At 70.4% G+C, this 23,332-nt stretch carries 22 protein-coding genes and 1 riboswitch; of the genes, 11 read left to right on the top strand and 11 right to left on the bottom strand.

Annotated features, from left to right (window positions below; genetic code table 11):
• Window positions 1-94 precede the first annotated feature (94 nt).
• The 3 genes from AB0D85_RS00650 to AB0D85_RS00640 all read left to right on the top strand — a co-directional run bounded on the left by AB0D85_RS00650 (window position 95) and on the right by AB0D85_RS00640 (window position 3,945).
• Window positions 95-754 (top strand): response regulator transcription factor, encoded by a 660-nt coding sequence (locus tag AB0D85_RS00650; RefSeq protein WP_362313404.1) that lies wholly within the window; start codon window positions 95-97, stop codon window positions 752-754.
• Window positions 755-953: 199 nt separating this feature from the next.
• Window positions 954-2,882, top strand: a complete 1,929-nt coding sequence (locus tag AB0D85_RS00645) for a 2-oxoacid:acceptor oxidoreductase subunit alpha (protein WP_362312013.1) — start codon at window positions 954-956, stop codon at window positions 2,880-2,882.
• Window positions 2,875-3,945, top strand: a complete 1,071-nt coding sequence (locus AB0D85_RS00640; protein WP_362312011.1) for a 2-oxoacid:ferredoxin oxidoreductase subunit beta — start codon at window positions 2,875-2,877, stop codon at window positions 3,943-3,945. The genes AB0D85_RS00645 and AB0D85_RS00640 overlap by 8 nt, the downstream gene beginning before the upstream one ends.
• A 73-nt stretch (window positions 3,946-4,018) precedes the next feature.
• Here AB0D85_RS00640 and AB0D85_RS00635 read toward each other — a convergent pair whose 3' ends face one another.
• A complete protein-coding gene (locus AB0D85_RS00635; protein WP_362312009.1) occupies window positions 4,019-4,426 on the bottom strand; it encodes a helix-turn-helix domain-containing protein in 408 nt (135 codons plus the stop codon).
• A 92-nt stretch (window positions 4,427-4,518) separates the two neighbouring features.
• Between AB0D85_RS00635 and AB0D85_RS00630 the strand changes: the two genes are divergently transcribed.
• The 3 genes from AB0D85_RS00630 (at window position 4,519) to AB0D85_RS00620 (ending at window position 6,954) form a co-directional block, all read left to right on the top strand.
• The gene (locus AB0D85_RS00630; RefSeq protein ID WP_362312007.1) at window positions 4,519-5,373 is read left to right on the top strand and encodes an SDR family oxidoreductase; all 855 of its coding nucleotides are present in this window, start codon (window positions 4,519-4,521) and stop codon (window positions 5,371-5,373) included.
• Between the two features lie 119 nt (window positions 5,374-5,492).
• Window positions 5,493-6,458, top strand: coding sequence for an EamA family transporter RarD (gene rarD, locus AB0D85_RS00625; protein WP_362312005.1), 966 nt, complete (start codon window positions 5,493-5,495; stop codon window positions 6,456-6,458).
• 31 nt (window positions 6,459-6,489) lie between these two features.
• Window positions 6,490-6,954: a VOC family protein gene (locus AB0D85_RS00620; protein WP_362312003.1), complete on the top strand. Its 465-nt coding sequence runs from the start codon at window positions 6,490-6,492 to the stop codon at window positions 6,952-6,954.
• Window positions 6,955-7,009: 55 nt separating this feature from the next.
• Here AB0D85_RS00620 and AB0D85_RS00615 read toward each other — a convergent pair whose 3' ends face one another.
• From AB0D85_RS00615 to AB0D85_RS00590, 6 genes are all read right to left on the bottom strand, one after another.
• Window positions 7,010-8,191 (bottom strand): tetratricopeptide repeat protein, encoded by a 1,182-nt coding sequence (locus AB0D85_RS00615; protein WP_362312001.1) that lies wholly within the window; start codon window positions 8,189-8,191, stop codon window positions 7,010-7,012.
• 154 nt (window positions 8,192-8,345) lie between these two features.
• The gene (locus AB0D85_RS00610; RefSeq protein WP_362311999.1) at window positions 8,346-9,242 is read right to left on the bottom strand and encodes an ABC transporter permease; all 897 of its coding nucleotides are present in this window, start codon (window positions 9,240-9,242) and stop codon (window positions 8,346-8,348) included.
• Window positions 9,229-10,293, bottom strand: coding sequence for an ABC transporter ATP-binding protein (locus AB0D85_RS00605; RefSeq protein ID WP_362311998.1), 1,065 nt, complete (start codon window positions 10,291-10,293; stop codon window positions 9,229-9,231). The genes AB0D85_RS00610 and AB0D85_RS00605 overlap by 14 nt, the downstream gene beginning before the upstream one ends.
• A 58-nt stretch (window positions 10,294-10,351) precedes the next feature.
• Window positions 10,352-11,602 (bottom strand): DUF2092 domain-containing protein, encoded by a 1,251-nt coding sequence (locus AB0D85_RS00600; protein WP_362311996.1) that lies wholly within the window; start codon window positions 11,600-11,602, stop codon window positions 10,352-10,354.
• A gap of 108 nt (window positions 11,603-11,710) precedes the next feature.
• Complete coding sequence (locus AB0D85_RS00595) at window positions 11,711-12,145, bottom strand: CHRD domain-containing protein (RefSeq protein ID WP_362313402.1); 435 nt, start codon at window positions 12,143-12,145, stop codon at window positions 11,711-11,713.
• Between the two features lie 27 nt (window positions 12,146-12,172).
• Window positions 12,173-13,180 carry a polyprenyl synthetase family protein gene (locus AB0D85_RS00590; RefSeq protein WP_362311994.1) on the bottom strand — a complete coding sequence of 336 codons (1,008 nt, stop codon included), beginning with the start codon at window positions 13,178-13,180 and terminating at the stop codon, window positions 12,173-12,175.
• A 1,343-nt stretch (window positions 13,181-14,523) separates the two neighbouring features.
• Window positions 14,524-14,720, top strand: a riboswitch (cyclic di-AMP (ydaO/yuaA leader).
• Window positions 14,721-14,725: 5 nt separating this feature from the next.
• On the opposite strand from AB0D85_RS00590, the gene AB0D85_RS00585 reads away from it, so the two are divergent.
• On the top strand, window positions 14,726-15,208 hold the full coding sequence (locus AB0D85_RS00585; RefSeq protein WP_362311992.1) for a transglycosylase SLT domain-containing protein: 483 nt from the start codon (window positions 14,726-14,728) through the stop codon (window positions 15,206-15,208).
• Between the two features lie 93 nt (window positions 15,209-15,301).
• Here AB0D85_RS00585 and AB0D85_RS00580 read toward each other — a convergent pair whose 3' ends face one another.
• Window positions 15,302-16,108: a Cof-type HAD-IIB family hydrolase gene (locus AB0D85_RS00580; protein WP_362311990.1), complete on the bottom strand. Its 807-nt coding sequence runs from the start codon at window positions 16,106-16,108 to the stop codon at window positions 15,302-15,304.
• Between the two features lie 146 nt (window positions 16,109-16,254).
• Between AB0D85_RS00580 and AB0D85_RS00575 the strand changes: the two genes are divergently transcribed.
• Window positions 16,255-16,854, top strand: a complete 600-nt coding sequence (locus AB0D85_RS00575) for a hypothetical protein (protein WP_362311988.1) — start codon at window positions 16,255-16,257, stop codon at window positions 16,852-16,854.
• Between the two features lie 38 nt (window positions 16,855-16,892).
• Here the strand turns inward: AB0D85_RS00575 and AB0D85_RS00570 are convergent, their stop codons facing one another.
• A complete protein-coding gene (locus tag AB0D85_RS00570; protein WP_362311986.1) occupies window positions 16,893-18,089 on the bottom strand; it encodes an FAD-dependent oxidoreductase in 1,197 nt (398 codons plus the stop codon).
• Window positions 18,090-18,115: 26 nt separating this feature from the next.
• Window positions 18,116-19,381, bottom strand: coding sequence for an ATP-grasp domain-containing protein (locus AB0D85_RS00565; RefSeq protein WP_362311985.1), 1,266 nt, complete (start codon window positions 19,379-19,381; stop codon window positions 18,116-18,118).
• Window positions 19,382-19,637: 256 nt separating this feature from the next.
• On the opposite strand from AB0D85_RS00565, the gene fahA reads away from it, so the two are divergent.
• Both fahA and AB0D85_RS00555 read left to right on the top strand, forming a co-directional pair.
• Complete coding sequence (gene fahA, locus AB0D85_RS00560) at window positions 19,638-20,849, top strand: fumarylacetoacetase (protein ID WP_362313399.1); 1,212 nt, start codon at window positions 19,638-19,640, stop codon at window positions 20,847-20,849.
• Between the two features lie 309 nt (window positions 20,850-21,158).
• Window positions 21,159-22,097 (top strand): M56 family metallopeptidase, encoded by a 939-nt coding sequence (locus AB0D85_RS00555; protein WP_362311984.1) that lies wholly within the window; start codon window positions 21,159-21,161, stop codon window positions 22,095-22,097.
• Window positions 22,098-22,159: 62 nt separating this feature from the next.
• Here the strand turns inward: AB0D85_RS00555 and AB0D85_RS00550 are convergent, their stop codons facing one another.
• Complete coding sequence (locus AB0D85_RS00550) at window positions 22,160-22,651, bottom strand: MarR family transcriptional regulator (protein WP_362311983.1); 492 nt, start codon at window positions 22,649-22,651, stop codon at window positions 22,160-22,162.
• A gap of 88 nt (window positions 22,652-22,739) precedes the next feature.
• Between AB0D85_RS00550 and AB0D85_RS00545 the strand changes: the two genes are divergently transcribed.
• A complete protein-coding gene (locus AB0D85_RS00545; protein WP_362311982.1) occupies window positions 22,740-23,327 on the top strand; it encodes an NAD(P)H-dependent oxidoreductase in 588 nt (195 codons plus the stop codon).
• The last annotated feature ends 5 nt before the right edge of the window (window positions 23,328-23,332 follow it).

Raw genomic sequence — 23,332 nt, 5'->3', positions numbered from 1 at the left:
CTCCGATCCGAATGCTGGAATGCTGGACTTTCGGACAGGGCAGGCATGTACGCCGGACGGGGTTGTGGGGGGCCGGGAGATCGTGGAGGACAGGGTGCGGGTGGTCATCGCCGAGGATTCCGTGCTGCTCAGGGAGGGGCTGACCCGGCTGTTGACCGACCGGGGGCACGATGTCGTCGCGGGTGTCGGAGACGCGGAGGCGCTGCTCAAGACCATCGCCGATCTGAACGCGCAGGGGGCGATGCCGGACGTCGTCGTGGCGGATGTGCGGATGCCGCCGACGCACACCGACGAAGGGGTGCGGGCCGCCGTGCGGCTGCGGAAGGCGCATCCGGAGCTCGGGGTGCTGGTGCTGTCACAGTACGTGGAGGAGCGCTACGCCACCGAACTGCTGGCCGGTTCCAGCCGGGGCGTCGGTTACCTGCTGAAGGACCGGGTCGCCGAGGTGCGGGAGTTCGTGGACGCCGTCGTGCGGGTCGCCGAGGGCGGTACGGCGCTCGATCCCGAGGTGGTCGCGCAGTTGCTCGGACGCAGCCGCAAGCAGGACGTGCTGACCGGGCTGACCCCGCGGGAGCGGGAGGTGCTGGGGCTGATGGCCGAGGGGCGGACGAACTCGGCGATCGCACGGCAGCTGGTCGTGAGCGACGGAGCCGTCGAGAAGCACGTCAGCAACATCTTCCTCAAGCTCGGGCTGTCACAGAGCGAGGGGGACCACCGGCGCGTTCTGGCCGTTCTGACCTATCTGAACTCGTGACGGAACGCGACCGTGTCGGCACCTGAAGGCAGCAAGAGGGAGGGAAACTCGTGTCAAGTCAGGGCAAAAGGTCGTTTCGATGTGCCGTCCGTCACGCGAGCGGACACGGGAAGGCGACCCTAACCGACGTAGGGTTGAAGGTGGGATGGTACGTGGGACGACCACGCCCGGGCAGCCGCCTCGAAGGAGGTCCAGTTCAGTGACCAGCCAGGTCAGCAGGACAACGGAACAGGCCGACGGAACCGTCGTAGGAGAACAGCGCAAGCCGGGCGGTGTGAAGACCGTCCGGCGTCTGGATCGGGTGATCATCCGGTTCGCGGGGGACTCGGGTGACGGTATGCAGCTCACCGGTGACCGGTTCACGTCGGAGACCGCGTCTTTCGGCAACGATCTGTCCACCCTGCCGAATTTCCCCGCCGAGATCCGGGCACCCGCAGGCACTTTGCCGGGGGTTTCCTCGTTCCAGTTGCATTTCGCCGACCATGACATCCTCACCCCGGGCGACGCGCCGAACGTACTGGTCGCGATGAACCCGGCCGCTCTGAAGGCCAACATCGGGGATCTGCCGCGCGGCGCGGAGATCATCGTCAACACGGACGAGTTCACCAAACGGGCGATGCAGAAGGTCGGGTACGACACCTCGCCCCTGGAGGACGGGTCGCTCGACGGCTACAGCCTGCACCCGGTGCCGCTGACCACACTGACCGTGGAAGCCCTGAAGGAATTCGACCTCACCCGCAAAGAGGCCGAGCGCAGCAAGAACATGTTCGCGCTCGGCCTCTTGTCATGGATGTACCACCGGCCGACCGAGGGCACGGAGAAGTTCCTCCAGCAGAAGTTCGCACGCAAGCCCGAGGTCATGAACGCCAACCTGGCGGCCTTCCGGGCGGGCTGGAACTTCGGGGAGACGACCGAGGACTTCGCCGTCTCGTACGAGATCGCCCCGGCGACGACCGCCTTCCCGGTCGGCACCTACCGGAACATCTCCGGGAACCTGGCCCTGGCGTACGGCCTGGTCGCCGCGTCCCGGCAGGCCGATCTGCCGCTGTTCCTCGGGTCGTACCCGATCACCCCGGCCTCCGACATCCTGCACGAGCTGAGCAAGCACAAGAACTTCGGCGTGCGCACCTTCCAGGCCGAGGACGAGATCGCCGGCATCGGCGCGGCCCTGGGGGCGGCCTTCGGCGGCTCGCTGGCCGTGACGACGACCTCCGGTCCGGGTGTGGCGCTGAAGGCGGAGACGGTCGGGCTCGCCGTCTCGCTGGAGCTGCCGCTGCTGGTCGTCGACATCCAGCGCGGCGGGCCGTCCACCGGTCTGCCGACCAAGACCGAGCAGGCGGACCTGCTGCAGGCGATGTACGGCCGCAACGGCGAGGCGCCGGTCCCGGTGATCGCCCCGCGGACCCCGGCCGACTGCTTCGACGCGGCGCTGGAGGCCGCCCGGATCGCGCTGAAATACCGGACCCCCGTGATGCTCCTCTCGGACGGCTACCTGGCCAACGGCAGCGAACCCTGGCGCGTCCCGGAGCTGGAGGAGCTCCCGGATCTGCGGGTGCAGTTCGCGAGCGGCCCCAACCACACCCTCGACGACGGCACCGAGGTCTTCTGGCCGTACAAACGCGACCCTCAGACCCTCGCGCGACCGTGGGCGATCCCCGGCACGCCCGGCCTCGAACACCGCATCGGCGGCATCGAGAAGCAGGACGGCACGGGCAACATCTCCTACGACCCCGCCAACCACGACTTCATGGTCCGCACCCGGCAGGCCAAGATCGACGGCATCGACGTACCGGACCTCGAGGTCGACGATCCGGACGGAGCGAGGACCCTGGTGCTGGGCTGGGGTTCGACGTACGGGCCGATCACCGCGGCGGTCCGCCGGCTGCGCCGGGACGGCGAGGCGATCGCGCAGGCGCATCTGCGGCACCTCAACCCCTTCCCGAGGAATCTCGGCAGCGTACTGGGGCGTTACGAGAAGGTCGTGATCCCCGAGATGAACCTCGGTCAGCTCGCCACGCTCATCCGGGCGAGGTACCTGGTGGACGCCCATTCGTACAACCAGGTCAACGGCATGCCGTTCAAGGCCGAGCAGCTCGCCGCGGCGCTCAAGGAGGCCATCGATGACTGATGCGATCGACGCCACCGACGGACTGCTCCAGCTCGTCCCCAAGGCCGAGGCCAAGCAGTCCATGAAGGACTTCAAGTCCGACCAGGAGGTGCGCTGGTGCCCCGGCTGCGGCGACTACGCGATCCTGGCGGCCGTACAGGGCTTCATGCCGGAGCTGGGACTGGCGAAGGAGAACATCGTCTTCGTCTCGGGCATCGGCTGCTCGTCCCGTTTCCCGTACTACATGAACACGTACGGCATGCACTCCATCCACGGCCGGGCGCCCGCGATCGCCACCGGGCTGGCGACCAGCAGGCGGGACCTGTCGGTCTGGGTGGTGACCGGTGACGGCGACGCGCTGTCCATCGGCGGCAACCACCTGATCCACGCCCTGCGCCGGAACGTCAACCTGAAGATCCTCCTCTTCAACAACCGCATCTACGGGTTGACGAAAGGGCAGTACTCACCGACCTCCGAGGTCGGAAAAATCACCAAGTCGACACCGATGGGTTCGCTGGACGCTCCCTTCAACCCGGTGTCCCTCGCCATCGGCGCCGAGGCGTCCTTCGTCGCCCGCACCATCGACTCCGACCGCAAGCACCTGACCGAGGTGCTGCGCGCGGCCGCCGCCCACCCCGGCACGGCCCTGATCGAGATCTACCAGAACTGCAACATCTTCAACGACGGCGCCTTCGACGCCCTGAAGGACAAGCAGTCCGCCGAGGAGGCGGTGATCCGCCTGGAGCACGGGCGGCCCATCCGCTTCGGCGCGGACGGCGCGCGCGGTGTCGTACGCGACCGGCTCACCGGTGATCTGTTGGTGGTCGACGTGACGGCGGAGAACGAGTCCGAGATCCTCGTCCACGACGCCCACTCGCCCTCCCCCACCACGGCGTTCGCGCTGTCCCGGCTGGCGGACCCGGACACCCTGCACAACACGCCCGTGGGCGTCTTCCGCGCGGTGGAACGGCCCGTCTACGACGTCCAGATGTCAGGGCAGCTGGACACCGCCGTGGAACAGCACGGCAAGGGCGACCTCGCGGCCCTGCTGGCCGGCGGGGACACCTGGACGGTCGTGGGCTGACGAGCCAGGCAGCCATGAGGCGGGGCCCGGACGCGATGTCCGGGCCCCGCCTCACGTTCCGGGCCCCTGGCTCCTAGGCGCGCTTCGCCTCGTCGTAGGCCTCCCGGGCCCGTGCCACGTCCGGCATCCGCCGTTCGGTCCACAGGGCCAGATCCTTCACCTGCAGGGCCGCCTCGCGGCCGAGGTCGGTGAGGGAGTAGTCGACCCGGGGCGGGATGACCGGCTTGGCGTCCCGGTGGACGAGGCCGTCGCGTTCCAGCGTCTGGAGGGTCTGGGTGAGCATCTTCTCGCTGACCCGGCCGATCGCGCGGCGCAGTTCGCTGAAGCGGTAGGGGCGGTCGAGGAGCTGGATCAGGACCAGGACGCCCCAGCGGCTGGTGACGTGCTCCAGGACCAGACGGTAGGGGCACATCGCCTCACCGACGACGTACCGGTCGGCTCCGCCCGCCGGGACGACTGCTTCCGGGGTACTTACGGTCATGCAAGTACCTTACTTCAAAGTGGGTACTTTCTTTCAGTTAGCGCTCCTCCTAGGGTTAGTGCCAACGGAACCCCACAAGGAGATCGCAGACCATGAGCATCGTTGTCACCGGAGCCACCGGACACCTCGGCCGTCACGTCGTGACCCAGCTGCTGGAGAAGGTCCCGGCCGAGCAGATCACCGCCGTCGTGCGCGACGAGGCCAAGGCCGCCGACTTCGCCGCCAAGGGCGTGAAGATCGCCGTCGCCGACTACAACGCCCCCGAGACCTTCGACGGCCTCTTCGCCGCCGGCGACAAGGTGCTGCTGATCTCCGGCAACGAGTTCGACAAGGGCCGCCCCGCCCAGCACCAGGTCGTCATCGACGCCGCCAAGGCGGCCGGCGTGGCCCTGCTCGCCTACACCAGCGCCCCGGGCAGCCTGCACGCCTCGCTGGTCGACGACCACCGCGCCACCGAGGAGGTGCTGCTCGCCTCCGGTCTGCCGTACACCCTGCTGCGCAACGGCTGGTACCACGAGAACTACACCGAGAACCTCGCCCCGGTCCTGGAGCACAACGCCGTCGTCGCGGCGGCCGGCGAGGGCCGTGTCTCCTCCGCCTCCCGCGCCGACTACGCGGCCGCCGCGGTCGCCGTGCTGACCGGTGAGGGCCATGAGAACCAGACGTACGAGCTGGGCGGCGACGTCGCCTGGAGCTTCGCCGAGTACGCGGCCGTGATCGCCGAGCAGACCGGCAAGGACATCGCCTACAACTCCGTGCCCGGCGAGGTGCTCCAGGGCATCCTGACCGGCGCCGGGGTGCCCGAGATGTTCGCCGCGATCCTGGTCGACGTCGACGCGTCGATCGCCAAGGGCGAACTGGTCGTCGACTCCGGCGACCTCTCCCGCCTGGCCGGCCGCCCGACCTCCCCGATCTCCGAGGCCGTCGCCGTCGCACTCAAGGGCTGACCTGCCCGGATGCACCCACCCTTGTCTGTCATGACCGTATGCCGATACGGCCATGACAGACAGGGGTTCCCGGCGTTACCTTCGTCCAGGCGTGCTGAAACCGGGGACGAGGAGGGCCTGTGGCCGACATATCGAAGGGCGAGCGGCGGGCAGGGCTGCTGAACGGCTTCGCGGCTTACGGGATGTGGGGCCTGGTCCCCCTCTTCTGGCCGCTGCTGAAGCCCGCCGGTTCGGTGGAGATCCTGGCCCACCGGATGGTGTGGTCCCTGCTCTTCGTCGTCGTGGCACTGCTCTTCGTACGACGCTGGGCCTGGGCCGGTGAGCTGCTGCGGCAGCCCCGCCGACTGGCGCTGGTGACGGTCGCCGCCACCGTGATCACCGTCAACTGGGGCGTCTACATCTGGGCCGTCAACGCCGGGCACGTGGTCGAGGCCTCGCTCGGCTACTTCATCAACCCCCTGGTGACCATCGCCATGGGCGTGCTGCTGCTGAAGGAACGGCTGCGGACCGTGCAGTGGGCGGCGGTGGGCGTCGGTTTCGCCGCCGTCGTCGTGCTGGCCGTCGGCTACGGGCAGCCGCCGTGGATCTCCCTCGTCCTCGCCTTCTCCTTCGCCACCTACGGGCTCGTCAAGAAGAAGGTCAACCTCGGCGGCATCGAGTCACTCGCGGCGGAGACCGCGATCCAGTTCCTGCCCGCGCTCGGCTATCTGCTGTGGCTGGCCGGCCACGGCGAGTCCAGCTTCGTCAACGACGGCGCCGGGCACGCGGCCCTGCTGGCCTCCACCGGCATCGTCACCGCGCTCCCCCTGGTCTGCTTCGGCGCCGCCGCGATCCGCGTCCCGCTCTCGACGCTCGGCCTGCTGCAGTACCTCGCGCCGGTCTTCCAGTTCCTGCTCGGCATCCTCTACTTCCACGAGGCCATGCCCACCGCACGCTGGGCCGGCTTCGCCCTGGTCTGGCTCGCCCTCGCCCTGCTCACCTGGGACGCGCTGCGCACCGCCCACCGGGCCGCGCGTGCCCTCGCGACAGCGCCCCTGCCACGGCCGGCGACGCCCGCCGCGGAGACTCCCGCAAGTCCGGTGTGAGGTCCCCGGCCGTCGGCTATAAGTGGGCGGCATGACGCAGACGCCCGCACCCCTGCACTGGAAACTCGTCATCGACGCCCGCGACCCGCACGCACAGGCCGACTTCTGGGCCGCCGCGCTGCACTACGTGGCCGAGGACAACAGCGCGTTCGTCGAACGCCTGCTGGAACTGGGCGCGCTGCCCGGCGCGGCCACCGTCGAGTACCACGGGCGTGCCGCCTTCCGGGACCTGATCGCCGTACGGCATCCGGACGACCCGTACGACGAGGAGCGCGGCACGGGGCTGGGGCGGCGGCTGCTGTTCCAGCGAGTGCCGGAGGCGAAGTCCGGCAAGAACCGGCTGCACGTCGATCTGCACTCCGGGCACGGACAGCGGGCGGACGAGGTGACGCGCCTCGAGGGGCTGGGCGCGACCGTGGTACGGCATGTGTCCGAGCCGGCCGGTGAGTGGACCGTGATGGCCGACCCGGAGGGCAACGAGTTCTGCGTGCAGTAGCGCCAGCTTGCTGTGCAGTGACGCCTACTGCCCGCTCTCGACTGCTCGCTTTCGGCTATTTGTTCTCGGCCGCGCGGCGGGCGCGTTCCGTGAGGCGGGCCATGCGGGCGCGGGCCGACTCCAGTTCGTCGGGCTCGTCGGCCGCCGGACCGTCCTCGGTGGTGAGCTGCGTCCACAGGTCGATCAGGTCGTGGCCGAGGCGCAGGCCGTGCTCCGGGTCGCGCACCGCGCGCCAGGCGGTGGCCGCGCTGCGCACATTGCCGTACGCACCCTCGGCGTCCCGCGCCTGCCGGCGCTGCCGGGCCAGGTCGAGGGAGAGGTGGAAGGCGCGCAGCGGGTCGCCCGCGAGGTAGGCGATGTACGCGGTCAGTTCGCGCAGGTGCAGCACCTCGGTGTGGCGGTCGCCGAGGATCGCGGACGCCTCGGCGACGGTGCGCTCAGCGAGCTCGGCCGCCGCTTCGATACGGCCCGCCCGGACGGCCTCGTTGATCCGCGCCATCGGCTCGGTGAGCAGCGCGGCCCCCTCCGCCGTCACGGTCACGGGCTCGTCCCCGAGCACCTCCTCGGCGACCGCGTCGAAGCCGCGGGCGGGGGTGTGCCTGGGGTCGGGCTCCCGTTCGACGAGCGGCTCGCCGAGAAGGACGGGATCCGGGGCTGAGGCCGGGGCCGGAGCGAGAGCCGGAGCCGGGACCAGGGCGCTCATGACGGGCGGCGGGCCGAAGCTGCCGGTGGGCGCCTGGACGGTACCCGGTGCGGGGGCGGGCGGTACGGCCGGTGCCGGTGGGGCGGGCGGTTCCGGTACCGCCCGCAGCAGGGGGAACGACGGGGCCGCGTCCCGTACGGGAGCGGGCTCGTCGACGGCCCGCAGGAGAGGAGCCGACCGGTCCCGGCGGGGCTGCCGCTCGGGCTCGGCGGCCGGTGCGGGTTCCTTCGGCTCGGCCGACGCGGTCATCCGTACCGGGTCGCCGGTGAAGCTGCTGGAGCCGTCCAGATTCACCCGTAGGGAGACGACATAGCCGATACGGGTGTCCTGGACCGTGGCCAGGACCGGGCGGCCGGTGGTGCGGGCGAGGTGGTGGAGGTGGTTGAGGACCGCGTGCTGGGGTTCCTCACCGGGCCCCGGAAGCAGCGGTACGCCGTCCACGGACGCGGCGCGGTCCGCCACCCGGACGTCGACCGGAACCAGGCACCCTTCCTCCTGGACTTCCCGCTGCTCCTTGCTGCTGAGTCGGGACATCGGCCCTCATTCCCCCGGCGTCACCATCCGGTCGTACCCGTGCGTACGATCCAGTCTCTCCGCTCGGCGCGGCTCCCACGTCACCGCGACGTCACAGCCTCGCACCAGGAAGGGGGCGGCAGCCGTGCGGCGCCCGGGTGGCCGGACCGCTCCGCTACGCGGTGATGTCCTTCGTGGTGAACCGCGCCCAGGCCGCCGAACCGAACACCGCCGCGTACAGGGCCTGCAGTTCCAGGTTCTTGACGAGGTCGTCCCAGTAGACGGGGTCGCGCATCAGGTCGGCGAAGGACAGCCAGTAGTGGGAGAAGAAGTACGGCTGGAGGGCGTGCAACTGGGGGATCTGGTCGAGGATCTGGACGGTGATGAGCAGGCCGACGGTGGTGGCCATCGCCGCGATCCCGCTGCTGGTGAGAGTGGACACGAACAGGCCGAGGGCGGCTATGCCGGTCAGGGACGCGGCCACCACCAGGGCGATCAGCAGGGCGCGGCCGAGTCCCTCGGCGAAGGAGATCTGGGTGCCGGAGATCGTCGTCAGGTCGCCGAGCGGAAAGAGGAGCGCGCCGACGGCGAGGGCGGAGGCGGCCACCACCAGGGTGGCGAGCAGGCAGAAGGCCATCGTCGTCGCGTACTTGGTGAGCAGCAGGCGGGTACGGCCCGCCGGGGCGACGAGCAGATAGCGCAGGGTGCCCGCGTTGGCCTCGCCCGCGATCGCGTCCCCGGCCACCACGCCGACGGCCATCGGCAGGAAGAACGGCAGGGTGGCGGCCAGTGCCGTGAACACCAGGAACAGTCCGTTGTTGGTGATCTGCGAGATGAACGCCGGGCCCCCGCCGCCGCCCCGGCCGACCTGTCCGTCGCCGCTCGTCTCGATCTTCACGGAGATGCCGACCAGAATCGGCACCGCCGCGAGCACGCCGAGCAGCGCGAGGGTGCGCCAGCGCCGGAGGGTGGTGACCAGTTCGCTGCGGAGCAGACCGAGGGTCCACAGCGGGTTGGGCCGTACGGCCGTTCCGTCCGCTCCTGCTACGACCGCCACGTCAGCCTGCGACATCGAAGCCCTCCCCGGTCAGCGCCACGAACGCGTCCTCCAGCGAGGCCCGTTCGAGCGTGAAGCCCCGGACCCGGACGCCTGCCGCGACGAGCGCCGCGTTCACCTCGGCGAGGTCGCGCTCGGGCGGCTCGCCGGTCACCCGGTCCTCGGCGGCGACGACGTCCGCGACGCCCTGTTCCTTGAGCACCCGGGCGGCGTCACCGGTGTCCGGGGTGGTCACGACGAGCCGGCCGCGCGCACCGGCCGCCAGGTCGGCGACCGGGCCCTGGGTGATCAGCCGGCCCTGGGCCATCACGGCCACGTGGGTGCAGACCTGCTCGATCTCGTCGAGGAGGTGGGAGGAGAGGAAGACGGTGGTGCCGTCCCCGGCCAGCTCCCGCACCAGGGAACGGATCTCCCGCATGCCCTGGGGGTCCAGGCCGTTGGTCGGCTCGTCCAGCACCAGCAGTCTGCGGGGCTGCAGCAGCGCGGCGGCCAGGCCCAGGCGCTGCTTCATGCCGAGGGAGTAGGCCTTGGCCTTCTTCGCGGCGGCGGCCGTCAGCCCCACCCGGTCCAGCGCGGCCTCGACGCGGGCGCGCCGGGTGCGGGGGTCGGCGGTCGGGTCGGCGGCGTCGTAGCGCAGCAGGTTGTCGCGGCCGGAGAGGAAGCCGTACAGGGCCGGGCCCTCGATGAGGGCGCCGACGTGCGGCAGTACGGCGCGGGAGGCGCGCGGCATGGGGCGGCCCAGGACGCGGGCCGTGCCCGAGGTGGGCTCGATCAGGCCCATCAGCATGCGGATGGTGGTGGTCTTGCCGGAGCCGTTGGGACCGAGGAAGCCGAAGACGCTGCCCGCCGGGACGGTCAGGTCGAGACCGTCCACGGCGAGCTGTCCGCCGCGGTAGCGCTTGGTGAGGCCACGGGTGTCGATGACGCTCGCGCTCGCCGGAGCTTCGCCTCCAGAGCCCCCCGAGCCAGCCGAGCCGGCGGGGTCCCCCGAGTTTCCCGAGCCATCCGGGTCCCCTGAGCTCCCCGGTTCCTCCGGCTTCCGCTCCGTGGCGGACGGCTGGTCCATCGGCTCCCTCGATTCGTCGTGCGGAACAGGGTACTTGCGGTACCCACCCCGCCTTTCGCTACCCCGCGTTCGCCGCCTTCACCAGCGCGGCCTTGTTCACCGCGCCGACGTAGACCTTGCCGTTGTCGGTGATCAGGGCGTTGATCAGCCGGGTGGAGAAGACCGTGCCCTTGCCGAACTTGCCGGAGACCGGGTCGCCGAGCGAGCCGAGGAAGCCGCTCAGGTCGCCGCTGCCGGAGGCGGAGCCGGTGGGCAGGCCGCCCTTGCTGCCGGTGTCGAGGACGGCTATGGAGTTCCAGCCCTTGCCGAGGACGTCGAAGCCCTCCTTGCCGAGGTCCTTCGCGGAGCCGTTGCCGGGCGTCTCGGAGGCCTTGCCGCCCTTGTCCCGCCCGTCGGCCTTGCCTGCCTTGCCTGCCTTGCCGACCTTGTCGCCCTCGGTGACCTTGGCGCCCTTGGGCGGGGTGAATTCGAAGGTCGAGGCGGCCGGGGCGGCGAAGCTGACCTGGGTGTAGCCGGCGTCGACCACGGCCGCGCCGCCGCTCGACGGGGTGAGCGTGAACTTCAGCGGGGTGCCGGTCTTGGCGTCCACCGCGATGCTGATCGCGCCGACCGTCGTGCCGGACTGCTTGGGCTTGATGACGAGGCGGTAGGCGTCGCGGCCGGCGACCTGGGCGGTGCCGTCGACCGTCACCGAGGTGGTGTCGTCGACCGACTTGAGGACCTCGTCGGCGAAGTCCTTGGGCGTGGCGGGCACTTCGTGCTGCTCGGCCTTGCCGGAGTCGGCGACGGTGGAGTGGTAGACCTCGTTGGACTTGCTGTCGTAGCCCCACACGTCCGTGCCGTTGTGGATGAGGCTGTACTCGGCGCCGCTCTCCAGCAGCGACACCTTCTGCTTCTCGGGGCCGTCGGCGGCGACACGCAGCGTGTGCGTGCCGGAGGCCAGCTCGGTGAGCTTGCTCGACGGGTCGGCGGACGAGCCGTCGCCGCTGCCCCGGGTGGCCCCGGACATCAGGCTGCTCTCCAGACCGCCGAGGTCGGGCAGCCCGAGGTCGGTGCTGATCTTGACGGTGCCGGACAGCTGCTGCACGTCCGACTTGGCGATCTTGTTGATGAGTTCCTGAGCGGTGATCTTCGGCAGGTTGGGGTCACCGGAGTCGGCGAGCGCCGGGACCAGCCCGATCGTGGCCGCGGCCACCCCCATCACCGCGACCGGGACGACGTACCGTGCGGCCTTGCGTCGCCGCTCGGCACGCGTCTCGTCGTCGCCCTGCGCGGCCCCCGTGCTGTCGTCGGATTCGTACGGTGCCATGTGTGCCTTACCTCCGTCGTCGGCGGCGGCCGTCCTCGCACGTGTCCCACCCTGAGCCGCCATTCTCACCCGAATCGGTGAGTGGTGGTGATTTCCCTGGTTTCCATCTCACCAAATCGGAGGCCCGGAAGCGTCAGACCCGGGAGCCAACTCCGCGTACGACTGCGGTATGACACAAGGGTGGAGACGCCTCCCCCGACCCGTAGGGGTCGTGCGGCGAAGGCGCCTCTTCTCACTCGTCCGCTTGCTCGGTGATGCTGCTTGCTCAGTGCTGCTGCACGAACACATCGTCCGCGCGGTACGGAACGCCCCGCCGGGGAAGTCGGCGGTGTGCAGGTTGGCGCAGAAGGCGCCGCGGTCGGTGGTGAGCTGCGCACCCTTGGCGCCCTGGTGGATGTGCAGGTCGGTCGGCCTGCCGGTGCCGCGCCAGGTCACGGCGATGGCCACCGTGTCCCCCTTGACCTGGATGGACTCCAGCGCGGCGCCGTCCTTGTCACCGACGGCGGGTCCTCCGGCGACGGGCACCTCGTAGGCGCCGCGCAGGCCGGTCGGCCGCCGAGTCGGCCGGGGTCAGCCGGCCCGGTGCACCACCGCGTCGCAGAGCTCCAGGAGTGTCACCTTCGCGTCGCACTCCGGCAGCGGCGCCAGCGCGGCCCGCGCCTCCTCCGCGTAGCGGACCGTGTCCCGGCGCGCCTGCTCCAGCGCCGGATGCACCCGCAGCGCCGCCAGGGCCTCCGCGTGCCGCGCGTCGTCCGTGAGGTCGGAGTCCAGCAGCTCGCACAGCGCGATGTCCTCGGCCAGCCCGAGCCGTGCCGCCCGCTCCCGCAGCCGGAGCACCGGCAGGGTGGGGATGCCCTCGCGCAGGTCGGTCCCGGGGGTCTTGCCGGACTCGTGGGAGTCGGAGGCGATGTCCAGGACGTCGTCGGCGAGCTGGAAGGCGACGCCGAGCCGTTCGCCGTACTGGGTGAGGACGTCCACGACCGTCTCGTCGGCACCGGACATCATGGCGCCGAAGCGGCAGGAGACCGCCACCAGCGAGCCGGTCTTGCCGCCGAGCACGTCGAGGTAGTGGTCGACCGGGTCCCGGCCGTCCATCGGGCCGGCCGTCTCCAGGATCTGGCCGGTCACCAGCCGTTCGAACGCGAGGGCCTGGACCCGGACCGCCTCGGGTCCGAGGTCGGCGAGGATCTGTGAGGCGCGGGCGAAGAGGAAGTCGCCGGTGAGGACGGCGACCGAGTTCCCCCAACGGGTGTTGGCGCTGTCGACACCGCGCCGCACGGAGGCCTCGTCCATGACGTCGTCGTGGTAGAGCGTGGCCAGGTGGGTGAGCTCGACGACGACGGCCGACGGCACGACGCCCGGCGCGTACGGGTCGCCGAACTGCGCGGCGAGCATCACGAGCAGCGGCCGGAACCGCTTTCCGCCGGCCCGCACGAGGTGCTGCGCGGCCTCCGTGATGAACGGGACCTCACTTTTGGTGGCTTCTAGCAAGCCTTCCTCGACAGCCGTCAATCCGGCCTGGACATCGGCTTCCAGAGCCTGGTCCCGCACGCTCAGCCCGAACGGCCCGACGGTCACGAGGGGTCTCCTGTCTGCTGGTGTCCACTGCCGGTTACACGGTTTGTCGATAGGTCGCTGCCATCACTCAAGTCAGCGTATCCGGTCAGGTTTCGATCACCGATAGCGCCCACGGTTACACCCTGGGCGCTATCGGATCACGACCGGTATGTTTTTGATCAGCCGATACGACCTGACATCCACTGACTTAACAGGAAGTAACGACAGTTGTCCCGAACCGCGACATAAGCCGTGTCCCGAACCAGGGCATACACCGCACCGCGGACCGCTCACACCGCCACACATGACGGCGGACCGCCCGAGGGAGCGCCCGCCCACGGACGACCACCCCTTCTCCGGTCGGCGTCACCTGCCCGGACGTACCTCCTCCGCCGCCCGCCGACGCCGACGGGGACACGCGACACCCATCAATACATCCCTCCCTCACGAGACCGCACACGACGACCTCCACATCCCCTTGACCGACGGAACCTCGCCCTCACGCGCGCGTGGCACCCACTGCCGGACGAGCCCGCACCCTCGCCGCACCGGCCCACCCCCTCCCCCGCCGAGTGACGAGAGCCCGGCGGACGGGAGCACCGCCGTCCAGCGACCGGCGGCACACCCTTGACCCGACGGAGCCGCCGCCTCCTGGGGTGCCTGCGCTTCCTTCCGGATCACGGCCCTCACGCCCGGGCCGCCCAGACTGCCGCCACGGCCCGCCCCACCGGCGACCGCCATGACAACGACCCGCACGACAAAGGAAGTTCCGCCCTCACGTGACCAGGATCACGCACACGCCGGAACTCCCGGCACCCCCTTGCCCCTTGGAACCACCGCCCCCCAGGCGCCTGGTCGACGCGAGTCGATGCCGCACATCGACCTCCCGGCCGCGCTCGACGAGCAGGACCCACTGCCGGCCCACACCCGATCAGGCTCGTCGATTTGCCCGATGGGCCCGAAATTCCGCTAAAACGACAATTCGGGCAATCCGTGAAGTCGCCTGCGGCGCGGGCCCCTTCAGCACCCCCAGGCGGGGTGGTTCACCCGGATGACGGCGGAGCATTTTTGTGTTGAAGTTTCAAAAAACGGATTTCATGAATCCGGCATGTCCCATTTTGCCGTGATTGCGGTTTCGTGAAGTAGGTCACGCGCACCCAAAAGCCGCAGAGCCCGTAAGGCAACCCTTCCTTCCCTTTTCCCGTAGGCCAGTTGAGGCTTGGCAACCGCAAAGGATCAAGCGCCCCATATGCCTCAGATCAAGGTCAATCGGTGTGTTGCGGGAATCAGGTACTTGTTCCGGACATGTGCTCTCGCATACGTTCCGGCTCACCGGGCGGACGCCGAATCCTGCCGCCGCCCGTCGTAACCCATCGACGAGTTCATTTCGTACGGCAGGAGCGGGGGAACCAGGTAAGTCGCCGGACCGGGCGGCCGACGTCACTCACGGACGTCGTTCCGGAACGGCTAGGGGTCAAGTCGCCCCGCCCTCGGGCGGTGCGGCCGGGCACTCCCCGAGCCCGAACCCGACAGCTCACCTCGCAGGCGACGGAGAGGAACTTCGCCATGCCTACTGCCGCTCAGCCCCGTCGCACCCGCATCGCCCGCACACTCACCGCCGTCGGCACCGGCGCCGCCCTGCTCGCCCTCCCGATCATCGGGGCGACCACCGCCGCCGCCACCACCGCCACCTCCACCACGACGCCCTCGAAGACGCTCGCCGGGTACCCGAACAACCTCGACGGCTGGATCCGCGAGTCGCTCGCGATCATGGCCCAGAAGGGCATCCCCGGCTCCTACAACGGCATCCACCGCAACGTGATACGCGAGTCGTCCGGCAACCCTCGGGCCATCAACCTCTGGGACTCCAACGCGGCCAAGGGCATCCCGTCCAAGGGCCTGCTCCAGGTGATCAACCCGACGTTCAACGCCTACCACGTTGCCGGCACGTCGTACGACATCTACGACCCGGTCGCGAACATCACCGCCGCCTGCAACTACGCCGCCCACCGGTACGGCTCGATCGACAACGTCTTCGGCGCGTACTGATCGAGGTTTGAGGAGCCTTCGACGGCTTAATGCCCGCGAATGGCTTCACGGCTTCACGGCGTCATGGCCATACGGCCTTACGGCCTTACGGCCTTACGGAAACAGTCTTTCGAGGACGACGGCGATGCCGTCGTCCTCGTTCGACAAGGTGATCTCGTCGGCCACGGCCTTGAGTTCGGGGTGGGCGTTGGCCATCGCCACCCCGTAGCCCGCCCATTCGAACATGGGAATGTCGTTGGGCATGTCGCCGAAGGCGACGGCCTGTTCGGGGCTCAGCCCCAGATGGTCGGCGGCCAGCGCGAGCCCGGTCGCCTTGGTCACCCCGCACGGCTGGAGCTCCACCGTCCCCGGCCCCGACATGGTGACCGTCGCCAGCGATCCCACCACCGACCGCGCGGTCGTCGCCAGTTCGTCGTCGGACAGGGTGTGGTGGCGCAGCAGCACCTTGCTGATGGGCTCGCACCACAGGTCGTCACGCCGGCCGACGCGCAGCGCGGGCAGCGTGGGGTGGGGCATCAGATAGCCCGGCTCGATGAGCGTGAGCCCGTCGACTCCGTCCTGGTCGACCGCCGCGTACACCTGGCCGACCTCGGCCTCGATCTTGCCGAGCGCGGTCTCCGCCAGTTCCCGGTCCAGGGTGACCGACCACAGCAGCCGGTCCGCGCCGGCGTCGTACACCTGCGCGCCCTGGCCGCAGACCGCGAGTCCCGTGCAGCCGAGGTCGTCGAGGAGCGGGCGCACTCTCGGCGCGGGGCGGCCGGTCACCACGAGGTGCCGGGCGCCGGCCCGGCCGGCCCGCGTGAGCGCGGCGAGCGACCGTTCCGAGAGCGTGTCGTCGCCGCGCAGCAGCGTGCCGTCCAGGTCGGTGGCGATCAGTGAGTACGGGGAGGGTGCGACCATGATCAGAGAATACGGACAGCACGCCGCTGGTACTCACAGTGCGTTTCGGCCTCAAGTGGCGCCCGCCGCTTAGGTGATGGGGGTGTTGTCAGTGGGGCGCGTTACGTTTGCGGTGAGTTGGTTGCACCGATCCGACGGGGGCGGGCGTGGTGACGGACGTGCGGGGAGACTTCCGGGCGCATCTGCTGGAGGCGGCGACCGGTGTGCTGGAGCGGTTCCCGCTGGAGTTGCGGCCCCAGATCTATGCGTTGTCGTTCCATATCTGGCGCGTGGACGACGACTACCGCAGACCGTATGTGGCGATCGGCTACAACACGGAGACCCAGTACGAGGCCGAAAGACGCCTGGCGGACCCGGGCGAGGCTCGCTGGAACTACGCGTGCTGGCTCCTGGACGGCTTCGAGACGCTCGGCAACTGTCCCGAGGACCCGGTCGGCGGCGCGCTGTACGCCGAGGAGACGGGGCGGCTCGGACTCCGGTTCGACGGGGACGGCGACGACGCCGAACTGGACGCCAGGACCGACCTGTTGATGCTGCATTTCGCCGACGCGTGCATACAGCTGGCCCGGGATCTGCATGCCGGGGATCGGATCGAGAAGGTCCTCGGGCGGCCGCTGCCGGTGGTGGTCTTCGACATGTACTGCCCGGGCTGGGAGGTGGAGGCCACGGAGGCGGCCAACCCGCCCGGGCTGATCGAGGAGTTCCTGGCCTGGCAGCGGGCGGCCGAGGAGGTCGAGGAGGTCTAGGGGGATGTGCGGGCCGGGTGGCGGCCCGGTCCTCTGTGTCAGGCGTGGGCCGCTGCCAGGTGCTTGGCCAGGCGCGGTGAGGCGAACTCCGTGCCGCACACGAACCGCATCACCGGCCCGTACGAAGCGGCCGCGGGGAGGCCGGTGAAGTACAGGCCGGGTATCGAGGAGACGTATCCGGCGCCGAGTTTCGGGGCGCCGCGGCTGACGGCGACGTGGGTGCGCAGCTCGGGGCCGAGGAAGTCCATCGCGGCGATGTCGACACGGTAGCCGGTGGCGGCGATGACGTGGTCGGCGGTGAGGCGGTCGGTGCGGCCGTCCTGGGTGCGGACGGTGAGGACCGGGGCGCCGTCGGAGGTGTCGGCACCGGTCACGGCGGCGACCTCGTGGACCTGCACCTTGCCCTCGAAGCGGTCGCGCAGCCACCAGGCGCCGAGCGGGCCGAGGACCCGGCGGACCAGGTAGTGGCGGGTCCCCGCCGGGAGGTAGCGGTAGGGGTGCGGGTAGTAGCTGAGCGCCCACAGGGACCAGGCCCGGCCGAACGGCGACTCCGGGCGCAGCTTCGGCTGGTCCCAGGGCGGGGCGCCGAAGGCGACCCTGCCGCGCCCGCGCGAGACCACCCGGACCTGGGCGCCCGCCTCGGCCGCCAGGGCCGCGGTCTCCAGCGCGGACTGCCCGGCGCCGACGACGATCAGCTCCTTTCCGGAGAACCGAGTGAGGTCGTGGTGCTGGGAGCAGTGGGAGACGGGTCCCGCCGCTCCGTCCGCCGCCGCCTTCACGAGCTCCGCGGGGAGGTGGGCGAGCCCCGACAGGCCGGTGGCGACGACGACCGCGCGGGCGGTGAACGACTCCCCCGAGTCCAGCTTGAGTTCGAACCCCGCCGCCTTGTCGCGGTCCACCGAGACCACCCGCACCCGCTCCAGCTCGGGCACCAGCTTCTGCTGGAACCACTCGCCGTAGCCGATGAACGTCTCCACCGGGATGATGTCCTCGTCGGTCACCAGCCTGCGTATGCCCGCCGCGTCGCAGTAGTCGGCGAGGGTGTGCCCGCGCTGCGGGCAGTCCAGGTTGGAGGCGGCCGGGGTGGACTTCAGGATCATCCCGGTAGGCATGTGGTCGCGCCAGCTGACCATGGGGTCGCCGAAGACCCGGACGGGGATGCCGCGCGCCCGCAGATGGGCGGCGGTGGACAGGCCGAAGGGCCCGGCACCGATGACTGCTACCGGTTGGATCACGAAGTCCCTCCCAGGAACGGTGGTGCCTACTTCGTGGAGGTACTGGAGCCGCGGCGGTTGGTGCGCCACAGCTGATAGAGGTGCTTCGCGCCCGGACGCACGAAGCGGGCGAGCATCGTGACGAACGGCAGCGGGTCGTCACCCGCCAGCCAGGCCAGCTCGGTCCCGCTCGGCCGCGCGGGCGCATGCGGTGTCGTATAGCCGCTGCGGCGGTAGGCGAGGAGGGCGGGCAGGTCGATGTTCTCCACGAGGTACCGGTGGCCGGCGCGCTGTTCCCCCTCCGGAACCCGGCGCCCGGTCAGGTCCAGGTGCATGGCGCGGACGACGTCCACCCCCGACTCGCTCTCGAAGAGCCGGAACTGGGCGCCCATGCGTGGGTTGAAGTCGAGCAGCTTGTACTGCCCGTCGCGCCGGTCGAAGCGCAGATCGAGGTCGATGATGCCGGAGAAGCCGATCTGTTTGATGAAACGCGCGGCGAGGTCGGCGAGTTCCGGGTTGTCGACGACGTACGCGTTCGCTGTCATGCCGGCATGCGGCGGCCAGGAGCGGACCTTGACGCCGGTGAACAGCGCGCGCGGGGTGGAGTCGGCGTCGAAGTAGGCGTGCACGATCCAGTCCTCGGCCTCCTCCCTCGGCAGGTACTCCTGGAGGATGACACCCGGATGGGTGCCCCAGTCACGGGCGAGCGTGAGCAGTCCCTCGCGGGTGGCGATCCGCGTCGTGCCGTTGACAGCGGGCTGTTTGCGCCGGACGAACGCCTCACGGTTCTTGGCCACGATCGGGAAGCGGGCCTTCTCCGCGAAGTCGACGATCTCGTCGTACGTCTGCGGGAAGGCGGCCGACGGGCTGGGGATGCCGTGCTCCACGCACAGTTCGTGCAGGCCCTGCTTGCTCGCCAGGCGGCGGGGCAGTTCCGGCTCCACGCGCGGGAAGAGGAATCGGTCGCCGAGTGCGTCCTGGTGCTCGGCGATCAGGACGGCGGCCTCCTCGTCGGTGGGGATCAGCACGGTCGGACGGCCGATCCGGCGCCCGATCCGCAGCAGTCCCTCGACCAGGTGATCCGGTTCCTCGGCACCTGTTGTCGGCCACACGAACGCCCGTTTGAGATAACGGGAAGAGGCCGCCGGCGTGTACGGATCCTCCGTGATCGCGTACATGGGAACGCCGAGGCGCCCCAGACTGCGAATCGCGCCGACCCCGCCGTGATGCAGCGGATAGTCGCCGAACTTGACGATCAGGCCGGGCACGTCGCGGTCCGCCTCGAACGGCACGCTGACGGTATTCCTGGCCACGGGTCCCCCCACGTGTCCCCCCTACGGACCGGACCCACCCCGTCCGTGTCCCCCAAAGGACGCTAAGCCGGAATTGCCCCCTCCGACAAGGCCTATTCGGACATTGCGAACTCTTTAGACACTGCCACGACAGCCAACTCACCCGTAACGTGTGGCGCGACCACATGGAATGCCGCGCAACGCCATAGCGACGTCGCCACACAGTCGGCCCAGCACGCGGCACGGATGAGAGCGAGGCAGTCACCCCATGCCCCCCTTGCCCCCCTTCGAGGTCCCCGAGGGCGACCCCTTCGGCTCGCACAACCTTCCGTATGGCGTGTTCTCGACCTCCGAGAGCACGGAACGGAGGGTCGGCGTCCGCCTCGGCGACCACATCCTCGACGCCGGTGCCGCGGCCCTCGCACTCGGCTCCCCGTACGCCTCCCTGCTCGCCCGGCCCACCCTGAACCCGCTGCTGGCGGCGGGCCGCACCACCTGGTCGGACGTACGGCGCGCCCTGACCGCCTGGGTGACGGTGCCCGCGTACCGCGAGGCCCTCGAACCCCTCTTCCACTCGCTGGCGTCGGTGGCCTTGCATCTCCCCTTCGAGGTCGCCGACTACGTCGACTTCTACGCCTCCGAGAACCACGCCCGGAACGCCGGCCGCATCTTCCGCCCCGACGCCACCGAACCGCTCACCCCCAACTGGAAGCACCTGCCGATCGGTTACCACGGCCGCGCGGGCACGGTCGTCGTGTCGGGCACGGATGTCGTACGGCCGTCGGGCCAGCGGAAGGCACCTTCGGACCCGGAACCGGTGTTCGGCCCGTCGACGCGGCTGGACATCGAGGCCGAGGTCGGCTTCGTCGTCGGCACGCCGTCGCAGCAGGGCAAGCCGGTCGCACTCGGCGACTTCCGGGAGCACGTGTTCGGGCTCACGCTCCTGAACGACTGGTCCGCGCGGGACATCCAGGCCTGGGAGTACGTCCCCCTCGGCCCGTTCCTCGGCAAGTCGTTCGCCACGTCGGTCTCGGCGTGGATCACCCCGCTGGAGGCACTTGAGGACGCCCGGGTCGCCCCGCCGAGGCGGACGCATCCGCTGCTGCCGTACCTCGACGACTCCACGGAGGAGCCCGCGGGTTACGACCTGCGGATCTCGGTCGCGATCAACGGGGAGACGGTGTCCGAGCCGCCGTTCTCCACCATGTACTGGACCGCCGCCCAGCAACTCGCCCACCTGACCGTCAACGGCGCCTCCCTGCGCACCGGCGACCTGTACGGCTCCGGCACGGTGAGCGGCGCGGAGCCCGGACAGCGCGGATCCCTGCTGGAGCTGACCTGGAACGGGCGGGACCCCCTCGAACTCCCCGACGGGAAGCGGACGTACCTGGAGGACGGCGACGTGGTGACGCTGTCGGCCTGGGCGCCGGGGCCGGGCGGGAGCCGGGTGGGGCTCGGCGAGGTCAGCGGGCGGATCGTGGCGGGGTGAGGGCGGTGGGCGCCACGGGCGAGGAGGTGCCGGAGGCGATACGACAGGCATCGCGCACGTAGGGACGCGCGAGCCGCCGGGGCCGGAGACGAGGACGCCCGGATCGTCGTCGACGCCTGACTGACGGCGCCCGGCACCGTCATACTGACGGGACACGCACCATGCGATGCGCCCGCACGCGCAGCATGCGAGGCGCCGGCGCACGCATCAGGTGATGCGCCGGCGCGCGCACCTTGTAGCGCAACGGCGCATCACCCCCGCACCACCCATCACCCGCACGCCTCTCCGATCAGAAAACGGAGCCCCGGCATGACCGTCTGCCTGCTCCTGCTGAGCGCCGTCGCCCTGACGGCCGCGGTGCCCGCGCCGCGGGCGCTGGTGCGCGCCCTGTGGCCCGAGCGGGAACCGGTGGTCGCGCTGTGGGTGTGGCAGTGCCTGGTCGCCACCGTGCTGATGTGCTGCCTGGCCGCGCTGGTCCTGGGCGCGGCGGCCGTCTTCCACACCGTGCGCGACCAGGTGTTCGCGCCGGCGCCCCCGGCGGTCACCGCCGCGTACGACCTCTCCGTCGCGCCCCTGTGGGCGGTCGCCCTCACGGTTCTGATGGCATGTGGGGCCGCGTGGACGACGGCGATGCTCGCCCGGGAACTCGTCGAGGCCCGGCGACGCCGTGACCAGACCCGCGCACACCTGCGCGAACGGGCGCCGGAACTGCCTGCCGGGCTGCCCGCGGCGCGCGGGCCGATGCTGGTGCTGGAGGACGAGTACCCGGACGCCTGGTGGATGCCGGGCCATCCACCGCAGCTGGTCGTGACGACGGGCGCGCTGCACCGCCTCACCGACCACCAGTTGGACGCCGTCCTCACCCACGAGCGGGGGCACGCCCGCGCCCACCACGACTGGCTGCTCCACCTGTCCACCGCACTGGCCACCGGCTTCCCGCGCGTGCCGCTCTTCTCGCACTTCTGCGACCAGACGCACCGGCTCGTCGAACTCGCCGCGGACGACACGGCATCCCGCCGCTGCGGCCACCTGACCACCGCGCTGGCCCTCATCGAACTGAACCAGCACCGCGGAGTCCTGTCCTGCGCCTCGAGCCGCCGACTGCTCGGCGAGCGGGTGGACCGCCTGCTGGAACCTCCGCCACGGCTGCTGCTGCGCCACCGCGCCCTGACGACGACGGTGGCCGCACTGGTCCCCCTGCTGCCGCTGCTGATCACGTTCGCACCGGGGCTGACAGCGCTCGGCTAGGGTCTGCCCGCCAACGCCCGGTCCGTACCGGCAACGCCTGTCAGCGCGGCGTACGGCGCACTCTAGGAGGCACCGTCGCCGGCGGCCCCGCCACGGCGGAGCGGTTCGATGCGGTCGACCACATGCTCGCTCCATGCCCGGATGGCCGCCGCCTGCCCGGGAGTGAGTGAGTCGAGGGCATGGCGGCGAACGTTGGTGCCGTGCACGAGGATGGCGCTCTGCGCGGCACGGCGGCCCTCGGCGGTCAGCCCGATTCCCGCGCGGCGACCGTCGGCTCCGTACTGGGTGCGCTCGACGAAGCCGCGCTTCTCCATACGGGTCAGCTGATGGGAGACGCGGCTCTTGTCCCAGTCGAGCGACTCGGAGAGTTCGCCGACCCGCATCTCGCGGTCTGCGGCCTGCCACAGCGTCACCAGCACGCTGAACTCGGCCTTCGAGATGCCGCAGTCACGCTGCAGATCCCGCTCCAGTTCCCTGGCCAGCAGGCGCTGCGCGCGCATCCAGGTATCCCAGAACTCCCACTCCTCGGGTTCCAGCGATCGAGTCTCCGTCATGCCGCCAAGGATAGCGTGACCAGCAGAGTTGTCACATCAACTCCTTCCATCCTAGAGTTGACACGACAACTCCGCTGGAAGGGGAGCCATGACACTCCGCATCGCACTCGTCCTCGCAAGCACCCGCCCCGGGCGCCGTGGCGACCAGATCGCCACCTGGGCCCTGGACACCGCCCGCGCCCACGGCGGCGCCGACTACGACCTCGTCGACCTCGCCGACCACGACCTCGGCAACCTCGACGAGCCCGGCAACCCGAACTTCCAGCAGTACCAGCACGACCACACCCGCGCCTGGGGCGAACTCATCGACAGCTACGACGGCTTCGTCTTCCTCGTCCCCGAGTACAACCACTCCTTCCCCGGAGCCTTGAAGAACGCCCTGGACTACGTCTACCGGGAGTGGAACGACAAGGCCGCCGGAATCATCAGCTACGGCGGCTGGGCCGCCGGGGTACGGGCCGCCGAAGCGCTGCGACTCGTCCTTGCCGAGCTTCAGGTGGCCACGGTCCGCGCCCAGCCCACCATCTCGACACACCCCTCGTTCTCCACCGGCGCCTTCTCCCCTCAAGAGGGCCTCGACACCGCAGTCCGCGGCATGCTCGACCAGGTCATCACCTGGTCCGGCGCGTTGCGCGGGGTACGCGAAGCCAAGGCGCAGACGGCCACAGCCGCCTGAGGCCC

Source organism: Streptomyces sp. NPDC048277, assembly GCF_040652235.1.
Taxonomy (GTDB): domain Bacteria; phylum Actinomycetota; class Actinomycetes; order Streptomycetales; family Streptomycetaceae; genus Streptomyces.
This window is presented reverse-complemented; position numbering and strand designations above follow the sequence as displayed.